Source organism: Streptomyces sp. NPDC102451 (assembly GCF_044765485.1).
GTDB lineage: Bacteria > Actinomycetota > Actinomycetes > Streptomycetales > Streptomycetaceae > Streptomyces.
In genome coordinates, this window is the sequence record NZ_JBIWKD010000036.1 from 1 (window position 1) to 21206 (window position 21206).

The following is a 21206-nucleotide window of genomic DNA, read 5'->3' on the forward strand; positions in this document are numbered from 1 at the left end:
GCGTGCCTTCATCGAGGTGTGGGAAGTCGATGCCCGGACTTCGGAGCCGCTCATGGCGATGCTCCGCGGCGCGATCGTCAACGAGCAGGCGAACACGCAGCTGCGCGAGTTCCTCCAGGAGCGGTTGCTCGTCGACGCTATCGCGTCACGCGCAGTCGACGGCGCGACGCTCCGGGCGGGCATCGTGTCGTCGATGCTGGTCGGGCTCATGGTGGGCAGAGGCATCGTCGGTGTCCCGACGCTCACGGGGGCGGAGCGTGAGACGCTGGTCGCGCTCGTCGGGCCCGCCGTACAGAGTGTGCTGGTCCCGACACCACCGGCCACCGACGGCAAGGAGTAGGGCGATGACGGCGATCGACGGCCGCATCTACGTCCGAGGACGCCCCACCACCTGCCCGCCCGACCTGCAGGACGCCGCCGACGAACTGGAGCGGTCGGGGGGCGTGGCCTGGATCGGGCTGATGGACCCCGGTCCGGATGATCTCGAGACCGCCGCTGTCCGGTTCGGCCTGCACCCACTGGCCGTCGAGGACGCCCACAAGGGACATCAGCGCGCGAAGCTCGAGCGATACGGCGACACCGTGTTCGTCGTACTGCGGCCCGCTTCGTACGACGACCGGAACGAGCGCGTCGACTTCGGCGAGGTCCACCTCTTCGTCGGCCCGCAGTTCGTCATCACCGTCCGGCACGGCGCCGTGCCGGACCTGTCGGTGGCCCGCGACGCCCTCGAGGCCGAGCCGCAGTTCCTCAGCACAGGACCTGAGGCGATGCTCACGGCGTTTCTCGACATCGTCGTCGACGGCTACGCGCCCGTCGTCGCCGGGCTGGTGAACGACATCGACGAGGTCGAGGACAGCCTCTTCGGGGAGGGGAACGCCGATCCCGCACTCTCGGAGCGGATCTACCGGCTGCTCGCACAGGTGATCGCGCTGCAGCGCGCGATCGGTCCGCTGCCGGACATGGTGCAGGGCCTGCTCCGTGGCGCCGGCAGGTACGGCACCGGCGACGAGATCCAGAACCGGCTGCGCAACGTGCTCGACCACACGATCCGGGTGACGGAACGGGTCGACGGGTCCAGGTCGCTGCTGGAGAACGCGCTGACCGTCCACTCCACACTGGTGACGGTGGAGCAGAACGAGGCCATGCGGCGCATGTCGAGCGCGAGCCTCGCCCAGGGCGAGGAGAGCCGCCGCCTGGCGGAGGAGACCATCGAGCAGGGCGAGCAGGTGAAGAAGATCTCCTCGTGGGCGGCGATCCTCTTCACCCCGACACTGGTCGCCTCCATCTACGGCATGAACTTCGATCACATGCCGGAGCTCCACTGGGTGGCGGGGTACCCGTTCGCCGTCGCGCTCATGATCGGCTTCGGAGTGGGGCTCTGGGGCGTCTTCAAATGGCGCCGCTGGCTTTGAGTGCCCGCTTCCTGCCCGTTCAAGCAGGAACAGCTACGCGCGGGGCCGCTCCGTCGCCGCCACGGCTCGAAGGCTTACAGCTCTGCTGCGGAGACGAGCGTACGCCGGTCGGCAACAGCCGCTCAGCCCTGGGCGGCGCCCCTGCGGTCGGGGGTGAGCAGGTAGGCAATCGCCATGTCGCTGAGCTCGTCGGCATAGCGGCGCCTGGCAGCCTCGCCCGTGACGGGGTCGGGGCGCACCGAGTTGTGGAAGCAGGCACCCAGGACGGCGCGGGCCGTGGTGTCCAGCGCCTCCTGCGGGTGGGGGCGCTGGATATGCCCGGTATAGGGAGCCGCCGCTTCGAGCAGGAGTCGGTGGATCTCGGTGATCGTGTGGGCCCCGCGGTCCATGGTCCTGTTCCTCCCGGCGCGCAGCAGCGCGGGGAAGAGGCTGTTGCTGTCGGCGAAGGATTCCAGCAGGGCGTGTGCGTAGGCGTCCAGGACGCCGGAGAGTGAGGGCTCGGCCACGCGCAGCCGCTCGGCCATGTACTCCTCGCGGCGTTCCAGCATCCGCTCGGTCAGGGCAGTGATCAGCTGTTCTTTGTCTTCGAAGCGGCGGTAGATCGTGCCGACGGAGACGCCGGCGCGCTCGGCGACGCCGGTCATCGTCATCTCCTCCAGGCCGGATGAGGCGGCAATCTCCTCAGCGGCCTTCAGGACGCGAGCCAGTGTCGCGGCGCTGCGTGCCTGCTGGGGCTGCCGGTAGCTCAGCGGGCGGTCGGGCTCCTCAGTCATGTCCAGCATCGTAGTGGGGGTCTCGGCGGGTTCTTTTGACAAGTGGTCCACACCTCTGGGTATCCTCATAATGCGAATGTGGATTCGCATTCACATATTACGTGGAGGTTCGACCATGACCGACAACCAGATCTCACCGCCCGTGACGGTGACCCTCGAGTCCGGCCCCACCGGTGGGAGCATCGACGACTTCGAGCTGTTCTACGCCCGCCGCGCCGTGGACCGCTTCCGGACGCTTCTGGGCCGCCAGGGTCTCCTCGACCTCCTCGCCGCGGACATCGAGGAGGGCAACGCCTTCCTGCGCGAGAGCGCCCGCACCTCCGACGGCCGCTTCAAGGGGGGAACGACCGTGCTCGCAACGAAGGGCCTCACCTCGGGTGCGTTCCTGGCCTGGATGGACAAGGCGTTCGCCGGCGACGAGCGCGCGCTTCTCGCGTCGCACCCCGAGCACTACGTAATGGGCACCGATGAGATCGGCGCGCGCGTGGTGGAGAACATCGGCCCCCACGTCTCCTCCTTCTACATGGGTGGCTGGGGATCGGACGCAGTGGCCTGGGCCGCGGACGCGGACGAGCTTCTCCCCGAGTCCGATTTTCCTCGCAAGATGTCCTCGAACCTGTTCCTGGCGGACGGCACGGTGGTCGGGCGGGCGCTGATCCAGTTCGGTGACACCACTGACGGCTTCACGGCGAACCTGACCGTCTACTTCCCCGTCTCCTGCCCGGACGAGGTCCTGGACCACCATCTGCGGCACTACGCCGTCGAGTTCAGGAACTGGATCGTCGCCGCCGCGGCTGCCCAGGCCTGAGGCTTCGGCCCGACATCTGGTCGGCAGTCGCGAGGCTGCCGACCGCATGAGCGGGTGCCGGGCCCGACAGGCCGGCCCCTCCCGGTGCGATTGATCTTGGGCTTGGAAGGCCGCCTGGACTCGGCATCGCGCCTTCATCTCACGGTCGTACGACCGGATGTTCTCGGTGAATGCCCGAACAGCGTGCCGATGAGGGCGGCCCGGACCGTGCTTCAGCGTACGGGGACTCGGGTGCGCGGCACTCGTCCCGCCGTCTCCACCGCCCCACCCCGGACAGAGCTCCGCCCTCTCCGCGCACTGCAGGAAGCACAGAAGGACTCAACGATGCCCAAGCACTCCACGCCGCCCGGCACGAAACGCAAGCTGGTCCTGGTCGTCCTCGGGCTGGCAGCCCTGATCACCACGATGCTGTGCGCGTTCGCGCTGCCCTCGCTCCACAGTGGCCCGCACCATGTCCCCATCGGCATCACCGGGGCACAGCCGACCGTGGGCGACCTCCGGCAGCACATCGACGAGGGCGCGTGGGACGTCCGCGTCTACGAGACGCCGGCGGACATCCGGTCCGCGGTCGAGAGCCGCGATATAGCCGGTGGGATCGCCGTCACCGAGCAGAGCGTCGACGTGTACACCGCCACCGCCGGCGCCCCTTCCGCGACCGGCGCCGTGACGGCGCTCGGTGAGACCGTCGCCGCACAGCACACCAAGGAGGCATCCGTTCACGACCTGGTGCCCTTCACCGAGGATGATCCCCGGGGCACAGGGCTGACCTCTGCGCTCATGCCCATGATCTTCGGCGGCATCTTCCCCGCCCTGATACTCAGCAGCTTCTTCCCGGGCCACCGTGGACTGCGCACCCGCATCGCAGGGGCTCTGCTCTTCTCCGTCGCGGCGGGCGCGGTCGTCGCCGCCGTCCTCCGGTTCGCCACACACTCGATCGAGGGCGACTACGGGATGTCCGCCCTCGGAGTCATCCTCGGCATGGCCGCCATGTCCACCACCCTCCTGGGGCTCCAAGCCCGGTTCGGGATGGCGGGGTTCGCCTTCGGCAGCGCTCTGATGATGCTCCTGGGCAATCCCCTCTCAGGTATCGCCACCGGCCCCCACTGGCTCCCCGACGGCTGGGCCACGCTGGGCCAACTACTCCCCCCGGGCGCTGCCGGCAGCCTCCTGCGCACCAATGGCTTCTTCGACAGCGCAGGTGCCGGCCTTCCGACCCTCACCCTCGCCGTCTGGGTCGCTTTCGGTATCGCCCTCGCCTTCCTGGCAGACCGGCGCGGCAGGCGCCCGGCCTCCCCTCAGCCCGAGACCGCCCCCACGGCCGCCATTGCCTGAAGTGAAGGCCGGGAACTGCTCCCGCGAGGCGACACGGACCCGCTTGTCGCGCTCGAGGTCAGCGCTCGCACGATGGCCGTCGTAAGGACGAATGCCGGTCCACGGTGTGGGCGGTGTGCAGGTGAGCGAAGAACACAAGCCCGGACGCCGGCCGCCGCCGTTCGGGCGCGCCGGCGGATCAAAGCCCCTGGCAGCGCAGCCAGGTGACCTTCGGACGACGGCTTACGCCTCCTCTTCGACCCAGCTCATGAGCTTGCGGAGCTCCTTGCCGGTGGTCTCCAGCAGGGACTCGCTGTCGGCCTTCTTGTACTCGTTGTACTTGGGCAGACCGTTGTGGTACTCCGCCATCCAGGCCTTGGCGAAGGTGCCGTCCTGGATCTCGGCCAGGACCTTCTTCATCTCGGCCTTGGTGGCGTCCGTGATGATGCGCGGGCCGGTGACGTAGTCGCCCCACTCGGCGGTCTCCGAGACGGACCAGCGCATCTTCTCCAAGCCGCCCTCGTACATGAGGTCGACGATGAGCTTCAGCTCGTGGAAGCACTCGAAGTACGCGATCTCCGGCTGGTAGCCGGCCTCGGTCAGCGTCTCGAAACCGGCCTTGACCAGGGCGGCTGTACCCCCGGCAAGGACGGCCTGTTCACCGAACAGGTCGGTCTCGGTCTCCTCGGTGAACGTCGTCCTGATGACGCCGGCACGGGTGCCGCCGATACCCTTCGCGTACGAGAGGACCAGCGGGAAAGCCTCCCCCGTGGCGTCCTGCTCGACGGCGACCAGACACGGGACGCCGCGGCCTTCCTCGTACTGGCGGCGGACCAGGTGGCCCGGGCCCTTCGGGGCGACCATGCAGACGTCGACGTTGGCCGGCGGCTTGATGAAGTCGAAGCGGATGTTCAGGCCGTGGCCGAAGAACAGCGCGTCGCCGTCCTTGAGGTTGTCCTTGACGGACTCCTCGTAGACCTGGGCCTGGATCGGGTCCGGGACGAGGATCATGATGACGTCGGCCTCGGCGGCGGCCTCGGACGGGGTCACCACGCGCAGGCCCTGCTCCTCGGCCTTGGCCTTGGACTTCGAGCCCTCGTGCAGACCGACGCGGACGTCGACACCCGAGTCACGCAGCGACAGCGCGTGGGCGTGCCCCTGGCTGCCGTAACCGAGGACCGCGACCTTACGGCCCTGGATGATGGACAGGTCGGCATCGTCGTCGTAGAACAGCTCGGCCACTGGGTCTTCTCCTTGGTGTGCAGGTGTTGCGTCCCACCGCATGCCGGCGAGCGGAAAGAAAGGGGGATCCGAGGCGCACTCGAAGGCCGCCCCTGGTTGATTGTCCCGAAGTCACGGGCCTGGCGGGCGAAACGATCGGATCGCCCTGCCAGGCCCGTATCGCCTCTTCGGCCCCAGGGGGACGTGCCGTCGTGGCACAGCGTGTGGGTGACGGGCCCGGGACGCGAGGCCCGAGCCCGTCACACGGTCAGCTGTGAGCCGCCGCGGCAGCGACGATCCAGTTCCTGAACTCCACGGCGAAGTGCCGGAGGTGGTGCTCCAGGACGTCCCGCGGGCACGACGTGGGCAGGTAGACGGTGAGACTCGAGGTGAAGCCCTCGTCGGTCTCGCCGAACTGGATCAGAACCCGCCCGACGACCGTACCGTCGGAGAGGAAGAGGTTCGTGGCCTTCTTGTACGGGAAATCGGCCTTCGGGAGCAGCTCGTCCGCGTCCTCGGCCCAGGCCATCGCTTCCGCTGCCCAGTCCCCGAGGTAGAAGGAGCAGATGTGGGGGCCGACGTTCTCCACCACGTGGACCGAGCCGTTCGCCTGGCCGACCATCACGTAGTGCTCCGGCTGTGCCGAGAGGAGCACCTCCTCGTCGGCGAACGCCTTGTCCATCCAGGCCACGAACTCACCCGCCCCGAGGCCCTTCGTCGAGAGCACCGTCGTGCCCCCGGCGAAGCTGCCGCCCGAGGCTTGGGCGCTCTCCCGCAGGAAGGCGTTGCCTTCGTCGATGTCCGCGGCCAACAGGTCGAGCAGGCCCTGCCGGCCCAGCCGCGCACGGAAGCGGCCCAGCGCTCGGCGTGCGTAGAACAGCTCGAAGTCGTCGATGTTCCCAGCGCCGGTCGGCCCTGAAACGAGTGTCACGTCTGCCGGTGCCGAAGTAGGGCTGTCAGTCATTCTCAGAACCTCACTGGGATGCGAACGTGGACTCACATTCGCAATAGTAGAAGTGCGCGCTCGATTCCTGTCAAGGATTCGGACGCGGTGATGGGGTCGATACGACTTGCGCGTCGCGGTGGAGGCACCGCCCTCGGCACCTTCTTCCACCACCCGATCCGCCAGGACCGCCCCACCGACGAGGCGGCCCGGCGCCGGTGCGCGGACGACCTCCGCGACATGGCGATCGCCTCGCCCCTGACGTCCGGCCGTCGCCGAGCCGCCCGCACCCAGACGCCGGCGAAGCCGGGACAGGGCACCAGGACCGCCGCCCTTGGCTTCGGTCGGCAGGTACGGCGGCCGGCTCGGGCCCGCGCGCCGGTCTCCTACTTGGCCTGGATGGCCTTGAGGAAGCCGACCCTCCCTGCCTCGCTGTGCTCGCGCAGCACGTTCGTCTTCATGTCGGGGTGGTGCTCGGCGTTCGGCTCGGGCACCGAGGGATTGCCGGTCCACGACATCAGCCGGCAGACGCGGTGCCGGATGCGCCATCCCTCGTCGGTGCGGATGAGTTCGTCGTCGTACCAGCCGGTTCCCTGCCAGGTCGGACCGCCCTCGGCGCCTTCGCGCACGAGAAGCCAGTTGCCGTAGCTGAAGGCGTAGGCCTTGTCGCCGTCGACGTGCACCAGATGGCCCATCATCGTGTGCTGATGACCGGTCAGGCTCTCGTGGAACTCCGCGAAGGAGCGCTTGAAGGTGGCGAGGCCGGTCCATGCGTTCCCGGCAGGGCCGAATTCCGCCGTCACGTCCTCCGCGAAGACGCGGTCGAACAGGTCCCATTGGTGAGCGTCGAGTGCGAGGCCGTAGAGGTTCAGGACCTCGATGATCGCGGCCTTGTCGTGTTCAGCCATGCTTGCGCTCCTCGTCGTCTGTAAGCGAATGCCGGCCGAGACCGCAGCCCGCCGCACAGTGGTTACATCGCGTCGCCTCCGGGCCGGCCGCTCGCGACGAGGCCGGTCGAACCAGCCTCGCGGCACAGGGAGGCAACGCTGAAGGGGATCGCACCTCGCCGACCGGACGCACACTCCTCAGCTCGGCGTCCGCACTCACCGGCGGGTGCCATCACACTGACCGGGCGGTGGGTGATGTCACTCTCGGCTCGTCCACCTCGGCCGCCCGGCACCCGGGCTGCACCTTTCCCGCACAACGGCCCAGGGCCGGAGCGAGTGGCGGAGATGGGGACCATCATCAGGAGCTACGACAGACCTGTCAACACTTTGCGTCGGACCGAACGGTCAGCGCCCCCGGGTGCACGACCGGAGGACCATCGGCACCCACGAGCTTCGCCCGACGCCCACCCAGCCGTGAGCACGCATGAGAAGTAGAGAAGCAGGCGACCTGGCGAGCCGGACACCACCGCGCCTCACCCGCACGCGATGAACAGGACCTGATCAACCAGTAGAAAAATGTTGACACTCTGTCGTACCTTCTCTTACGGTGCCGGTGGTGGGCCCTACGACAGAACCGGACCTCATAATCCAGGCCGAGGGTGGCGCAGACGCACCCTGAGACACCACCATGCGCGCCCCATCGCGACGAGTCCGACCGTAGCCGTACGGCCGCCCTGGTTCAGGTGGCCACGCGGAGCACCTCCACGACACGGTCTGCGCCGCGGGAGGCGCCCCGACCGGCCACGGCAGCCCATAGCTCCGGTCGTGGCCTCGCGACACCGGGCTCCGATCACACCCGGCGTCGCAGACCCCGGCCTTCCACCCACAGGAACGAAGCACAGGAGATGACCACGATGGTTGCGACGCACGACACGTCCGAGGCACTGGCGTCGATCCTCACCAGGGTCCGCGCACTGGGACCCACCTTGCGTAAGCGTGCGCTCGACGCCGAGCGCGCCGGACGCCATTCGGACGAGACCATCGCCGACTTGGACGCCACCGGTGCTTTCGACATCGGCAGCCCTGCTGAGTTCGGCGGCTACGAATTGACCGTCCGGGAGCAGCTCGACGTCATCTCCGAGGTCTCCAAGTGGGACGGCTCATGCGGATGGAGCGTGTGGGTGGGAGCCTCCACGAACTGGATTCCCGCCGGTTCGGGTGCGCGCGTCGTCGAAGAGGTCTACGGATCCGAGTGGGTGGGACCGAGGGTCGCCGGCTCGAGCCACTTCCCGGCCTCCAAGGGGCGCGCACAGCGGGTCGAGGGCGGCTGGGTCATCACCGGCGGCCCCTGGACGTTCGGAAGCGACTCCCTCTGGGCGCCCTTCACCAATCTCGGCTGCATCGCTGACGAAGGCGACGGCCCCTACCTCCTGGCCGTTCAGGTTCCGCGCGACGAGCTGCGCTCCCTCGACGACTGGCAGGTCGCCGGAATGCGCGCCACCGGAAGCGTCTCTCTCACCCTCGTGGGCGACGAACTCTTCGTGCCCGATCATCGCTGTGTCGACTTCCGTCACATCGCAGGCGGGACGATCGACAACGGCCTCAAGGGCTCCCTGTGGAAGGCGCCCTCACTCGGCTGGGCCTTCAGTCTGATGGCGGGGATGTCCATCGGCCTCGCGCACGGCGCGCTGGAGAGGTTCCTCGAGCGCTCCGCCGGCCGGCCGATCCGCGGCACCACGTACAAGAACCAGCTGGAAGCGCCCTCTACGCACCTGATGCTCGCCGAGGTGCATTCCAAGATCCAGTCCGCGACCCTGACGGCTCGTGCCAATGCCGAGGAGACCGACCGGCTCGGAGAGCTCGCCGCCGCGGGGACGCCGGCCGATCCGGAGTACATGCAGATGTTCAGTGCCCGGGTCCTCGTCGAGACGGCGTACGCGGCCAAGTGGTGTGCGGAGGCGATCGAGCTCATCCAGAGGAACTCCGGCTCGACCGCGATCATGGAGAGCGAGCCGATCCAGCGGGCCTGGCGCGACGCACGTGTCATCACACTGCACGGCGCCCTCAACCTCGAGGCTCTGTCCGAGAACTACGGCAGGCTGATGGCCGGAGTCCAGCCGCACAAGTTCGCGGGGATCACGACTCTCGACCGCTTCGCCCCGGTCGCACCGGGTAAGGCCTGAGCGGCGCGGGGCGGCTCCCCGCCCTCGCCGGACCGGCCCTCATCCCGACAGTTCCTGCTCGGCCCAGATGGTCTTGCCGCTCACTCCGTACCTGCTCCCCCAGCGGCGGCTGAGCTGGGCCACCAGGAACAGCCCGCGACCGCCCTCGTCGGTGGTGCGGGCGCGGCGCATGCGGGGCTGGGTGTTACTCGGGTCGGTGACCTCGCACAGGAGTACATCGACGCGGATCAGGCGCAGGCCCACGGGGCCGCCCGCGTACCGTACGGCATTGGTGACCAGTTCACTGACGATCAGTTCGGTCGCGAAGGCCTGCTCCTCGAGTCCCCATTCGGCCAGCTTCCCGGCCACTGCCGCTCGCGCCGAGGCCACCGCCGCCGGGTCGGCCGGGAAGTCCCAGCAGGCCACGGCGTCCGCCTCCAGCGCGGAGGTACGGGCGAGGAGAAGGGCGGCGTCGTCGGGCTGCGGTGGCCCGCCGGCTTCGTTCATCAGGGCCTGGGCAAGCGCAGGAAGGCTGTCCTCCTGGCGCCGGAGTTCCGTGAGCCGTGTCGCGAGGTCACGTGTGGAGCTGTCGATGTCGGGCCCGTACCGCTGGAGCAGGCCGTCGGTGTACAGGGTCATGATGCTGCCCGGGGGCAGGTCGACGTCGGTCGTCTCGAAGGGCAGGCCCCCGACGCCGAGCGGCGGCCCCGGGCGGACGACCACCGGCACGGCACGGTCGTCCGCCACGGCCAGGATCGGCGGCGGGTGACCCGCCGCCGCCATGGTGCAGCGTCCGGTGACCGGATCGTGCACGGCGACGAGACAGGTGGCGCCCACCATGTCGCGGTGTGCGGGATCCGCCTCGCCGGCCAACCGGGTCACCAGGTCGTCGAGATGGGCCAGCAGTTCGTCGGGGGACAGTTCCAGATCCGCCAGAGTCTGCACGGCGGTACGCAGGCGCCCCATGGTGGCAGCGGCGTGGAGTCCATGGCCGGTCACGTCTCCGACGACGAGGGCGGTCCGGAGCGAGGGGAGCTCGATTGCGTCGAACCAGTCGCCACCGATCTCAGCTCCGCCTCCCGCGGGCAGATACGCGCCCGCCGTCTCCATGACCCGGGTGGAGGTGTGTGTCTGCGGCAGCAGGCGCTGCTGGAGGGCGGCGGCGGCACGCTGCTCACGGGTGTAGCGGCGGGCGTTGTCCACGCCCAGGGCCGCGTGAGCGGCGATCTCGGTGAAGAGGGCCGCGTCCTCCTCGTCGAAGGGCTCGGTCCGATCGATGCGCCAGGCGACCACAGCTCCCAGCACCAGGCCGCGCGCGAAGAGCGGGGCCACGATCATCGAGTGACCACCGTCGGGTGCTGCGAGTCGCACATGGGCCGGATCGGCCAGACCACGTTCCAGGGTGGCCCGGTCGGTCACGATGGTGCGGCCTTCCTGCAGGTCACGGATCATGGGCAGATCAGGGAAGGGCGGCACCGGTTCGCCGAACCGGAGCATGCCGGCCGGCCACGGGCCGTGCGCGACACGGCCCGCCGCCCTGCGCAGGTGGAGATCGCCCCCGCCGAAGGTCTTCGGCGGTTCGTCACCCTTGAGAACCGCGTCGGCCAGGTCGACCCACGCGAGATCGGCGAAGTCGGGCACCAGCGTGTCGACGATCTCCTCCGCCGTCGTGCTCGCGTCGAGCGTGCCACCGACGTCCGCCGACGCACGATGGCGCAGTTCACGTCGGCGTTCGGCCTCCCAGTGCTCCGTGGCGTCGGTGAACAGGACGGCGACGCCTGTGGGCCTCCCCTGCGTGTCCTCCGTCCGTACGGCGGAGACGGACAACGACCAGTCGCCGCGCGGCGGCCGGGCGGACCTCACGCGCTGCTCGCTCGCGACCAGGGGCACGCCCGTCTCCAGGACGCCCCGCAGGGCCACTTCGACGTCGGCCGCGTCAGCCGGGTGCATCACGTCGGCCAGACGGCTGCCCTGAGGGAGACCCGGTCCGGCGAACGCGCCGTGCCTCACGTTGGCCTGCACCACCGCGAGATCGGTGTCACGGAGGACGAAACCGATGCTGTCCTGGCCGAGCAGGGCTCGCGACAGGGCGCCGTCCCCCTGTGCCTCAGAAGCCTGGTCCGCCGGGGCGGCCAGGATCAGTGTCGGCTCGGGGCTCCGTAGCATTTCGGCGCGGTAGCAGACGGTGATCGTCCCGCCGGAGCCGCGCAGCAGGCTGATCTCACCCGTGTCCGGCAGCCCGCCGGTGGGGTCGGCGGAGCTGGGCTCGGCCAGCAGCCGGAGGACGGACCGCCCCAGGACCTCCGCGGCCTGTTGCTCCAGAAGGTCCTCAGCGGCTCGGGACAGGCCTGTCACGACACCACGACGATCGATCAGCACAGCCACCACCTCGGTCGGCGGCGCGCGGTCTCCCGCTCTGCTCACTCCCATGATGCCGTCACCGCCTCCCATCGGGTCGGTGAACCCCGTCATGCCGCGACGCCGGGCCCTTCGCATTCCCGCGGTGTTCCCGTACCGCGCTCGGGAGACGTGATCGATCATTGACCTGGAAAGTCAGTATAGATCCAGTTTATATGCATTCCACGATCCCGGTCGGGCGCGATGTGCGGAATCATGCCTCGGCCTCGTGGATCGGTGTGCCTGGCGTCAGTACCAGGTCGCAGCCGACCTCGAAGTAGGGGCCGGGCATCCCGTTGGCCTCTATCGCGACCGGGTCCTGGTCGAGAGGGAAGTCGAGCACGAGGCCGTCGGCGACACCGAAGGACACGTCGAGTGCGAGAAGGGGATCGTCGGCGGCGAACAGGCGCTTGGTGAGGGGATGGTGGCCCTCGGCCTCGACGCGGACGAGGATGTTCCCCGGACGTACGGGGTGACGGCCGGTGGCGCGCAGCCACTCCCCGCCCGGGCCGTCGGTGGGCAGGCGGTAGCTCCGGGGCTTGACGGTGCGGAACCAGAAGGCGCCGTCGGGGCCGGTGGTGAGGAGCGCTCGCGAACCACTCGGCGGGCTCGACGACTCCCCCGCGCCATGGGCCTGCCAGAGACCGATCCGGGCGCCGGCCACCGGGTGCCCCTCGGCGTCGAGAACGTGCCCGTGTACGCGTGTCCAGTCGCCACCCGCCCACTGCGCCTCGGTGGCGAGCACCTCGCCCATCGGGCGCCGCGGTGCGTCATCGAGAAGGGGATGCTCCGGCGTTGCGGGCATGTCCGGCGTCGGTCGGTGACGGTTCAACGCGTTGAGCAGCGTGGTACTGCCCGTGGTGTCCGACATGAGGAGGAGCTCATTACGAGCGGGGGTCGTCCACTGCCCCACGCGGGCGAGGAAGTCGAGCCCGGCCAGCCACTCCTCCCAGGTGACCTGGTTCTCGACCAGGAAGGCGTGCACGTGCATGACAAGTGATTGGGTGAGCCGGCCGATGCGTGGGTCCGGTGCGTTCATCTCGGAGAGCACGCTGACCGTCACGGCGTCCGCGCGGCTGTGGTCCGGACCGACGGCCGGTCGGCCGGTCATGGGTGCGAGATCCGGCTTCGCAGGGGGCGGGTCACGTTCATGCTCCTGTCGTGTCAGGTGTGGGCGGGCCGTCGGAGCTGCGCCGGGCACACCGGCGACCCGCCGCCTGCCCGCGGCGGGTCGCCGGTGCCAGGCCGGCATGCCGGACCTGCCACCGTCCGGGCCCGCATCGGGCGGTGCGGGTTCGAGGGCGTCGGCGTGCTGCACCGCCACCGGCGTCGCTGTCCTACGACCGCCGTTCGAGCACGCTCGTCGAGGCGGGACCGGCCTCGACCCCGCACAACTCCCGGCCCATGGTCTCCATCCAGGTATCGATGTTGTGGGCCGCGTGCAGGCTGCCGGCACGGCAGTTCCGGGCGATCCGCTGCAGCGGCTGGCGCTTGATGATCGCCGAGGCTCCGGACGCCCGGAAGAGCGTCTCGACCGCGGCGCTGCAGGCGTCCCAGACGTAGGCGACGTCGGTGTGGAAGCGGACGACCTCGCGCTCCGTGGGATCCGCCCCCGCGGCGTCGAGCCGGTCGAGCTCGGCCACCGCGGCGTCGGCCACCAGGCCCGCCGCGTGGATCCGGGCGTGGGCGCGGCCGACCGTGAGGTGGGTGATCGGGGCGTCGAGCTGCCTGGCGTACGGCGAGTAGGGGATGCTGCGCTTTCCGACTCCTCCGAGGAACACCTCCATGGCGTGGTCGGCCATTCCGAGTGCCACACCCGTGCCCGTCACGAGCGAGCGGGCGAGCCCTCCGCGTCGCGGCCCCAGCCCCTGCTCCGTGAGATCGGCGATGTGGGCATTGAGTTGCTGAGGAGTACTGAAGCGCTCGTCCGGGACGAAGAGTTCGCCGTCGGTCGCGACGGTCTGGCTGCCTGTGGCCGCCATGCCCATCGCGTCCCAGTCGTCGCGGGCGACGAGCTCCTCCTTCGGTACGAGCACCATGCCGACCTTCGCGTCGTCGGTCTCGTCGTAGAAGACGGCGAGGAAGCCGTGCGAGGCGTGCACGCTTCCTGTCGCGAACGGCCAGGCGCCCTGGACCATCCAGCCGCCGTCGACCCGCCTGGCCGCTCCCGACATGCGACGGCTGGTGCCCCCGACCGCGAAGGTGTGGTTACCGGTCCACGGCGAGGCGTACACCGGCGACATGACGTCGTCGGCGAAGGAGAAGCTCCACAGATTGCCTCCCGCGGCCGCCCACACCATCCACGCCGTCGCCCCGCACCCCGCGCCCAGCACCCGGTAGACGTCATGCAGTTCGCGCGTCGTGAAGTCCGCGCCGCCGTACCGCCTGGGCGTGGTCAGAGCGAACAGGCCGGCCGCGTCGAGACGTTCGATGGTGTCCTGAGGGATGCGGCGCTGCTGCTCAGCTTCGGCCTGGTGCTCGCGGAGCCAGGGGCGCAGCTCCTCCAGGCGGGCGAGGATCTTCTGGGCCTGCGGCCGATCGGTGTCTGTCCTGGCTGTCATCGTCATGATCTCCTGGGTCGCCCGTCAGCGGATGCGGTCCCCGGCGGCCGGGCATGGTCGAAACGGTTCTGTAACCCAGCCGACGCAGTGTCTGTGTCCCGTGGACCGGGCGTCGGCTGAACGCGCGTGGCTGACTGTTGACGGAGAAGGGGCGGTACAACGCTCTGCACGCGCCGGAATACCTCAGGTCAGGAGGGCCATGCCCGGTCGGTCAGAGGCGTCCCGCCGAAGCCACCGACCCTGCGGAGGCTGGGGTCGCCTCCGTCACGCCGTCCCACCGATGCGTCGGGGTGATCATCGAACCACCCGTCCGCCGGGTACCTGTACATCCATTCGACGAGCATTCCGCGCCGCGCGATCAGCCACTTCCCGTCCCGCCGCTCGAACCTGTCGAGGTACCGCGCCCACAGCTTGACGGTTTCGCCCTTCCACTGGTGCTTCTCCGAGCCTTGGTGGTCGGCCTGGAAGTAGGTCTCGACGTGGGCGGCGTCGGGGCCGTCGAACTCCACGAGGCTGTTACCGAGGAAGTGCATGGTCCGGACGAACCGCGGCATCTCCCCCGCGAGAAACTCCACGAAGCCGTCCACCGGGCCGATATGCAGGCTTTCAGGAAACTGGATCCACGCGTCGGGGTGGAAGGCACCGCGGACCAGGCTCATGTCGACACGGTCGAGGCCGCGGCAATAGCGCATCAGTACGTCGTGGATCTCCGCCCGGGCGCTCAGTTCCTCGATGTTCATCAGCTTCTCCCCACTCCAAGTTCACGACTGCTCAGGACGGTGTGTGGTGCGGTGACGGTCGAGCGGAACGGGGCGCGGCCGGCGCACGCTGTTCCGCCACTTCTTGCTGCCGCTGCCGTCACCGGGGCGGCAGCACGGGCAGTTGGAGATAGCTCGGATGCCCCGGGCCGGTGAAGATCGTGTTCTGCGCGCCGTCGTGACTGAAGGCGTCGTACGCGTGCCGGTTGCCGTGGCCGACCCCCGTGTACGGCTGGATGTCGAGCCGGATGCGGTGGCCCTTCCTCACCAGGCCCGTGTTCGGGATGATCTCCACCTCCACCGGCACGATCTCGCCGTCCCGCAGCGGGGCGTGGTCCGCGCGCAGGTGCGTGTGCTTCGGCCGGAAGTCGGTCGACCGCTCGGTGTCCAGGGCGCGGTGCGACACCTTGAGCCAGCCCTTGGACAGCGGATAGAGATGGGTGGAGACGCCGGGGATGACCGCCGGTCCGCTGAAGTCGACCTCTCTGTTCTCCTCGTCCAGGACGCGCAGAGCCACGAAGAGGTCCATGTCCTCACTGGTGGACGCCACCCACACCACGAGCTTGCTGTAGCCGGCGAGCACCGTGTCCTCCTCCAGCGGCGCGCTGATGAAGGTGGCGCCGTGGCGGCAGGGGGAGATGGTCATGGCGTTCTCCCCGGCGGCCGGCGCCTGCGGCACCACGGGGGCCTCCGGGTCCACCTGGGCCGAATAGGTCACGGACCGCTCGGCCTCGGGGACCGTGTTCGCCAGTCGCAGCGTGTTCTCGCTGGGGATGCGTCCGTCCAGGTCGGAGGGCGACGCGTCCAGGTACCACTTGACGTACCGGGTGCGTGCGACCGGCCACTCCTGCTCCTCCTGGAGGTACGACGCACCTCGCCCCGTCCGTATCTCCAGGCGTACGGGTGGTTCGTCCATGATCCCGTTGTCGATTCCCTTGAGCCAGTGGTCGAAGAACGCCACGTGCTCGTCGACCGCCGCGGCGGAGTACGACTTCATGAACCAGTCCTCCCAGAAGTCGATCTTCTTGTTCTTCGTGGGAGTGTTCAGATAGGTTTCGCTGCTTCCGAGTTGGTGGAAGTGGGCGGGGTGCGTCGTCACCGCGACCGTCCAGAGAGGCACCGTCACCTCGCTGAGGTCCGGACTCATCAGGACCTCGGACCGCGGGCCGAAGACCGCTGAAGGGTCGGAGTCCTTGAAGGGATTGGCCCTGGCCATCGCCAGGAAGTCCTTCGCGTCGACCTCGCCGCAGATCGCGGGCACGATCCCCTTCTCGAACCAGAAGGGGAAGAACTCCTCGTTGAGGATGCCCCCGGTGTAGATGACCTCCTCGTAGAGGTCTGCATCCGTGCCGATGGCGATCATCGCCTTGAGGTGCGGCGGTCGAAGGCTCGCCACCGCGTGCTGGTTGACCGCGTAGTACGACATGCCCCACAGCCCGACGTTCCCGTTGGACCAGGGCTGCACCCCTGCCCACTCGATCGCGTCGTAGAACGCCTCGGCCTCGTCGATCCCCCAGATGCCGAGGGTGCCCGGGCTCTTGCCCGCCCCAGGGCTGTCGACGCGTACGAGGGCGTAACCCCGGGGGATCCATGTCGCCGTGTTGATGCTTTCGTGGTTCTCGTACTCGAATCCGTCGGGATTTCCGGAGAAGTACCGCTCCTCCATCACCTCGTGCCGCTCAGCGTCCCGCTCGTCGCAGATGGTGTGGTGCACGAACGCCCTGCCGTACACACCGCAGTTCATGACGACCGGGACCGGATCGCCGTGGTCCGGACGGTAGACGTCGGCGTAGACGAACGAGCCGTTCCGTAGGGGGATCTTGACGTCCCGGTAGCGGCGGATCCCGAGCAGGTTCCGGCGCACCTCGTTGCGCGCCGCGGCTGCCGAGGTGAGGGTACGTGGCGTGGCGTCCCTGAAGACCTTGGCCCGGTTCAGATCGTCGAGCAGCCTCGTGACGGCCGGATCGTCCGTGAATGCCTGGATGAGGTCGGCCGGCCCCGGTGCGAGGGTCGTCTGGTTACGGAAGTTGATGACCCGGTCGCCCACGAGAGCGTGGATGCCAGGCGTCAGGGTGACCCCGCCGTCCAGGTCACCGTCCCTGTCGAGCGAGTACACGAAGCGGGCGATATTGGTCAGGCCCGGATCGGCGAGTTTGCCTGGATTCCCGGCGACCCTCGCGACGATGTCGGCAAGGGTGAGGCGTGCGGCGCCTCGCGCGGCGCCTATCAGGACGGACCCGACCGAGAAGGCGATGATTTCGCCGTCCCGGTAGGCGAAAGTCCCGTCCTGGTCCGTGAGTCCCGCACACGTGGGAGTCTCGAATCGCAGCCCTGCGATGGGGCCTGCGAACCTTCCTGTACGCAGCATGATCGTCTGCTTTCGGGGTTGGAGCGCCGGCATGGTCCGCCTTGACCGGAACCACGCCCTGCGAAAGCCGTGTCGAGAGAAACTCGTGACAGCTGTGGCGGTCGGCGACTGTCCACGTCGCCCTGTCCGCTCTGCCGAGGGGCCGCATCGCCCATGAGGCCTTCGGGACAAGACCCCGCATGTCCTGGGCAATTCGAAGCCTGCTGGACTGATACTCGAATACACCGTAGATTAAGAGGTATGTCAAGTAGCGGAGAGCTTCCTGTCCCTCAGGAGATCGTCGATGCCACCCTCCGGGCCGCGGATGCGCGAGGCGTACCTGCGGCGGAGGTGACCGTGCGCGACATCGCCCAGGAAGCCGGAGTCTCCCGCAGCACGCTCCTGCGCCGGCTCGGCGGCACCCGTCAGGCCCTGGACGAGGCGCTGCGGGCCGCCGGCGTCGAACCGGGAGGGCGGAAGCCGGTGAGGGAACGTGCCATCGATGCCACGGCCGCCCTGATCAGCGAGCAGGGGCTGGGGACGGTGACCTTCGAGCGGGTGGCAACCGCGGCGGGGTGCTCCGTGCCGAGCCTCTACGCGACGTTCGGCGGGCGGGACGAACTGCTGCGCGCGGTGTTCGAGCGCCACAGCCCCATCGTCGACATGGAGACCGTCCTGGCCGGACGGAGCGACGACCTGGAGGAGACCGTCCGTCGGCTCTACCGGCTCCTGGCCGACGCCCTCGAGCGGGAGCCCCGCGTTCTGCCGGCTCTCCTTGCGGAGGTGTTCGCCCGCCCCGGTGACGAGAACGTCCAGATGGTGTTCCGGAGCGTCACTCCGCGCCTGCTGGCCGGCGTGGGGGCATGGCTCGCCGGAGAAGCCGCTGCCGGCCGCATCCGCGACATGCCACCGCTCCTGCTCACGCAGCAGATGACCAGCCCCATTTTCCTGCATTTTCTGCTGCGCCCGGTGACGAACCGCGTGGCCGCGGCGGACCTTCCCACGGCGGACGAGACCATCGAGGCGTTCACGCAGGCCTTTCTCCGGGCCGTGGCCCCGCCCCCTTCCGGGGACGGGGCTGCCTGACTCCATTCGGCGCCGTTCGGCACGTGTCACATCCGGGGCGGCGGGGGCGGCGGTGCGAAGCCGCTCCAGACTCCCTCCTCCTCACCCGAATCCCCCGAGTGGGTCGTGCGGCTCGTGGACGATCTCGACGCCAGGCTCGCCACCCACCCGAGGAGGAAGCCCACCGGAACGGACACCAGGCCTGTCGTGTCCAGCGGGAACCAGGCGAAGTCGACATCGGGCAGGACCGAGTCGGGGCTTCCCGAAACAGCCGGCCCGAACAGTTGCAGCGCGGCGCAGCAGCCGATGCCCCCGTAGACGCTCCAGAGCATGCCGGCGCGCGTGTAACCCGACCAGAACAGGCCGAGGACGAGCGAGGGCAGGATGGCCGCCGCTGTGGCCGCGATGGCGAAATGGGAGAGGGCGAGGACGTTTCTCCCTTGCAGCACGACCGCGAGCATCACGGCCAGCGCTCCTACGATCGCGCCGGACCAGCGCATCAGCTTGATCTCCGTCGCCATCGACCGTCCACGGCCGAAGATGTCGTGTGCCAGTGACGCCGCCGAGGAGAGGGTCAGGGCCGCCACGACCGTGAGGCTGGTGAGGAAGATCATCGAGACCGTCAGAGCGAGAATCGCGCCACCGCTGGACCCGTCGGCAGCCAGCTGGAGAGCAAGGATCGGGATTGCGGCCAGACCCTCCGGGTCGGCGGCCGCAAGACTCTTCACCCCGATGAGCGCCGTCGCACCCAGGCCCAGCAGGATCGCCAGCCCGGAGAAGGCGGCGACCAGGCCGATGGAGTACGTGACCGTGCGGCGCGCGGACACGTCGTCGGCGGCCTTGAGACGCATCAGGATGTGAGGGGCCGCTCCGGCACCGAGAACCACGGTGACCAGTGCGGAGATCTGCGACAGGCTCCCCGCAGGTCCGTCCCCGCGGAGGAGTCCTCCCAGGTGGAAATGTCCGGGATCGGTGCTCCCGCGCCCCGCCGCGTCGAGCAGGCGGCCGGGATTCCAGCCGAACTCGTCCAGCACCTGCCCCGCCAGGACCGTCATGGCGAGGAGCAGCACGACGGTCTTGATCACCTGGAGGACGGTGTTGCCCCGCATCCCGCTGACGGACGCGGCACTGATCATGATCCCGCCGATGAGGGCGGTGCAGAACTGCGCGGCCGGCCCGATGTCGGACAGGCCGAGCAGGAAGGAGACGGCGGAGCCGGCCACCACCAGTTGGACCACCGTCAGCGGGAGGCAGAAGCAGAGCGTCGCGACGGTACCCGCCACCCGCGCGGCGGCACCGGGAAAGCGGGCATCCCACGTGTCACCGAGAGTGAATTGGCCGGCGGTGCGCAGCGGTCGGGCGAGCAACAGCAGAACCCCGAGCGCTCCGATCCCTCCGACCGCCAAGGCGATGCCACCGAACCCGGTGAGTGCCACCGAACCCGTGACGGAGAGCAGGGTGACCACCGAAATGTAATCACCGGTGAGCGCGAGGGCGTTGGGCAGCGGCCGTAGGGACCTGCCGGCGACGTAGACGTTTCTGGCGCCATCGGCGTCCACTCCGTACAGCAGGTACAGGAGCACGGCGAGACAGACGACCAGGAGGAAGGCCGCCAGCGGCAGGGCCCCGGGGGCCTGCCCAGCGGCGAGTTGTCCGGCCGGGCCGGTCATCGCCCACCCCCTGCGTACCCGGAGGGCGAGAGTCGCCGTCTTCGGTGCCTCACACCCAGGCACGGGGAGGCGGCTTGGCGATGCTCGTCCCGCTCCTGACAAGGTGACAGCGCGGAGCCGGACCTCACCTCGAAGAGTGGATGCCGGGAGGGATTCATGAATGCTCCTGTTGCATACACGAGGGGGAGCCGACCGGAGATCGGCCGGCGCGAGAGCCTGCGATCGGTGCCGAAGGGCAGCGATGTACGCGGCGGTGAATGAGGCGAAGAGAAGCGGCGTGGCCGCTGGAATGTACGGCAGTGCGCGCGGGGTTGCCGTCGGCGCAGGAGGAGGCGACGCCCACGGGGGGCAGCGGCCTGGCGTCAGCATGGAGGCTGACGGGCATCAGTGCCAAGACCCGGTGACAGGCAGAAGCGATCTCGTGACCTTGCATATGCCAAAGACATATGAGCGGGCGGCCCATGACCCTGGACTGATACCTGAATACACGCTACATTTACACCAATGCCATTCTGGCGAAACTCCGTGAGGCACGACCACTCACACCGTGCGGGACGTCGCTCCACCGAAAGCCTCAGCCGCACTCCTGGCCTCCGGCCGAAACGGGGCCGGCGGGCCCGGGGCGAGGCACCGCATTCCACCGGGGCCAGGTCGGCCGTGGTCCGCGCCTCGCACGGGAGAGCCCAAGCATGGAGTCGACGGAGAAAGTGAGCGGATATGTCTGCATCACGGGTCGCTGAGGCAGCCGGTGACGGTGTGTCGATCGCGAGCCTCGCCAAGGAGGAGCGGCGGTTCGCACCGCCTGCCGATCTGGCCGCGAACGCCAACGTGACAGTGGAGGCGTACGAGCAGGCCGAGGCGGACAGGCTGGGCTTCTGGGCCGAGCAGGCC

Annotated in this window: 15 protein-coding genes and 1 pseudogene; 6 read left to right on the forward strand and 10 right to left on the reverse strand. The window is 69.1% G+C overall.

Going from position 1 to position 21206, the window contains the following annotated elements; genetic code table 11:
- Together ACIRD8_RS37170 and ACIRD8_RS37175 are read left to right on the forward strand one after the other, a co-directional pair.
- Positions 1-340, forward strand: a pseudogene (locus ACIRD8_RS37170) (hypothetical protein); the annotation flags it as partial.
- A gap of 4 nt (positions 341-344) precedes the next feature.
- Entirely contained in the window at positions 345-1412 is a 1068-nt protein-coding gene (locus tag ACIRD8_RS37175) for a magnesium and cobalt transport protein CorA (RefSeq protein ID WP_360365191.1), read from the forward strand.
- A gap of 122 nt (positions 1413-1534) precedes the next feature.
- Here the strand turns inward: ACIRD8_RS37175 and ACIRD8_RS37180 are convergent, their stop codons facing one another.
- Positions 1535-2185 (reverse strand): TetR/AcrR family transcriptional regulator, encoded by a 651-nt coding sequence (locus ACIRD8_RS37180; RefSeq protein ID WP_404002032.1) that lies wholly within the window; start codon positions 2183-2185, stop codon positions 1535-1537.
- A 115-nt stretch (positions 2186-2300) separates the two neighbouring features.
- Here ACIRD8_RS37180 and ACIRD8_RS37185 point away from each other — a divergent pair, with 115 nt between their 5' ends.
- Positions 2301-2993: a hypothetical protein gene (locus tag ACIRD8_RS37185; RefSeq protein ID WP_404002035.1), complete on the forward strand. Its 693-nt coding sequence runs from the start codon at positions 2301-2303 to the stop codon at positions 2991-2993.
- 324 nt (positions 2994-3317) lie between these two features.
- Complete coding sequence (locus ACIRD8_RS37190; RefSeq protein WP_404002038.1) at positions 3318-4325, forward strand: hypothetical protein; 1008 nt, start codon at positions 3318-3320, stop codon at positions 4323-4325.
- Between the two features lie 222 nt (positions 4326-4547).
- Here the strand turns inward: ACIRD8_RS37190 and ilvC are convergent, their stop codons facing one another.
- From ilvC to ACIRD8_RS37205, 3 genes are all read right to left on the reverse strand, one after another.
- A complete protein-coding gene (gene ilvC, locus ACIRD8_RS37195; RefSeq protein ID WP_404002039.1) occupies positions 4548-5546 on the reverse strand; it encodes a ketol-acid reductoisomerase in 999 nt (332 codons plus the stop codon).
- Between the two features lie 247 nt (positions 5547-5793).
- Complete coding sequence (locus ACIRD8_RS37200) at positions 5794-6489, reverse strand: hypothetical protein (protein ID WP_404002041.1); 696 nt, start codon at positions 6487-6489, stop codon at positions 5794-5796.
- A gap of 365 nt (positions 6490-6854) precedes the next feature.
- Complete coding sequence (locus ACIRD8_RS37205) at positions 6855-7376, reverse strand: nuclear transport factor 2 family protein (protein WP_358672352.1); 522 nt, start codon at positions 7374-7376, stop codon at positions 6855-6857.
- An 884-nt stretch (positions 7377-8260) separates the two neighbouring features.
- On the opposite strand from ACIRD8_RS37205, the gene ACIRD8_RS37210 reads away from it, so the two are divergent.
- Complete coding sequence (locus ACIRD8_RS37210) at positions 8261-9538, forward strand: acyl-CoA dehydrogenase family protein (protein WP_404002044.1); 1278 nt, start codon at positions 8261-8263, stop codon at positions 9536-9538.
- 39 nt (positions 9539-9577) lie between these two features.
- Here ACIRD8_RS37210 and ACIRD8_RS37215 read toward each other — a convergent pair whose 3' ends face one another.
- The 5 genes from ACIRD8_RS37215 to ACIRD8_RS37235 all read right to left on the reverse strand — a co-directional run bounded on the left by ACIRD8_RS37215 (position 9578) and on the right by ACIRD8_RS37235 (position 17601).
- Positions 9578-11947: a SpoIIE family protein phosphatase gene (locus ACIRD8_RS37215; RefSeq protein WP_404002061.1), complete on the reverse strand. Its 2370-nt coding sequence runs from the start codon at positions 11945-11947 to the stop codon at positions 9578-9580.
- Positions 11948-12128: 181 nt separating this feature from the next.
- Positions 12129-13025: a dioxygenase gene (locus tag ACIRD8_RS37220; protein WP_404002047.1), complete on the reverse strand. Its 897-nt coding sequence runs from the start codon at positions 13023-13025 to the stop codon at positions 12129-12131.
- A gap of 226 nt (positions 13026-13251) precedes the next feature.
- Positions 13252-14475: an acyl-CoA dehydrogenase family protein gene (locus tag ACIRD8_RS37225; RefSeq protein ID WP_404002050.1), complete on the reverse strand. Its 1224-nt coding sequence runs from the start codon at positions 14473-14475 to the stop codon at positions 13252-13254.
- Between the two features lie 188 nt (positions 14476-14663).
- Entirely contained in the window at positions 14664-15215 is a 552-nt protein-coding gene (locus ACIRD8_RS37230) for a nuclear transport factor 2 family protein (RefSeq protein ID WP_360373805.1), read from the reverse strand.
- 118 nt (positions 15216-15333) lie between these two features.
- On the reverse strand, positions 15334-17601 hold the full coding sequence (locus ACIRD8_RS37235) for a CocE/NonD family hydrolase (protein ID WP_404002053.1): 2268 nt from the start codon (positions 17599-17601) through the stop codon (positions 15334-15336).
- Between the two features lie 240 nt (positions 17602-17841).
- On the opposite strand from ACIRD8_RS37235, the gene ACIRD8_RS37240 reads away from it, so the two are divergent.
- A complete protein-coding gene (locus ACIRD8_RS37240; protein WP_404002056.1) occupies positions 17842-18666 on the forward strand; it encodes a TetR family transcriptional regulator in 825 nt (274 codons plus the stop codon).
- A 26-nt stretch (positions 18667-18692) separates the two neighbouring features.
- On the opposite strand, the gene ACIRD8_RS37245 is transcribed toward ACIRD8_RS37240, so the two are convergent.
- Positions 18693-20315, reverse strand: a complete 1623-nt coding sequence (locus ACIRD8_RS37245) for a cation acetate symporter (protein ID WP_404002058.1) — start codon at positions 20313-20315, stop codon at positions 18693-18695.
- Positions 20316-21206: the final 891 nt, after the last annotated feature.

Bases quoted from the DNA above. Each gene is read 5' to 3' on its own strand.
- ACIRD8_RS37215 (WP_404002061.1), bottom strand. From the start codon at position 11,947: ATGGGAGTGAGCAGAGCGGGAGACCGCGCGCCGCCGACCGAGGTGGTG.
- ACIRD8_RS37185 (WP_404002035.1), top strand. From the start codon at position 2,301: ATGACCGACAACCAGATCTCACCGCCCGTGACGGTGACCCTCGAGTCC.
- ACIRD8_RS37245 (WP_404002058.1), bottom strand. From the start codon at position 20,315: ATGACCGGCCCGGCCGGACAACTCGCCGCTGGGCAGGCCCCCGGGGCC.
- ACIRD8_RS37175 (WP_360365191.1), top strand. From the start codon at position 345: ATGACGGCGATCGACGGCCGCATCTACGTCCGAGGACGCCCCACCACC.
- ACIRD8_RS37220 (WP_404002047.1), bottom strand. From the start codon at position 13,025: ATGACCGGCCGACCGGCCGTCGGTCCGGACCACAGCCGCGCGGACGCC.
- ACIRD8_RS37240 (WP_404002056.1), top strand. From the start codon at position 17,842: ATGTCAAGTAGCGGAGAGCTTCCTGTCCCTCAGGAGATCGTCGATGCC.
- ACIRD8_RS37210 (WP_404002044.1), top strand. From the start codon at position 8,261: ATGACCACGATGGTTGCGACGCACGACACGTCCGAGGCACTGGCGTCG.
- ACIRD8_RS37205 (WP_358672352.1), bottom strand. From the start codon at position 7,376: ATGGCTGAACACGACAAGGCCGCGATCATCGAGGTCCTGAACCTCTAC.
- ACIRD8_RS37190 (WP_404002038.1), top strand. From the start codon at position 3,318: ATGCCCAAGCACTCCACGCCGCCCGGCACGAAACGCAAGCTGGTCCTG.
- ACIRD8_RS37200 (WP_404002041.1), bottom strand. From the start codon at position 6,489: ATGACTGACAGCCCTACTTCGGCACCGGCAGACGTGACACTCGTTTCA.
- ACIRD8_RS37230 (WP_360373805.1), bottom strand. From the start codon at position 15,215: ATGAACATCGAGGAACTGAGCGCCCGGGCGGAGATCCACGACGTACTG.
- ACIRD8_RS37180 (WP_404002032.1), bottom strand. From the start codon at position 2,185: ATGACTGAGGAGCCCGACCGCCCGCTGAGCTACCGGCAGCCCCAGCAG.
- ACIRD8_RS37225 (WP_404002050.1), bottom strand. From the start codon at position 14,475: ATGACAGCCAGGACAGACACCGATCGGCCGCAGGCCCAGAAGATCCTC.
- ACIRD8_RS37235 (WP_404002053.1), bottom strand. From the start codon at position 17,601: ATGCTGCGTACAGGAAGGTTCGCAGGCCCCATCGCAGGGCTGCGATTC.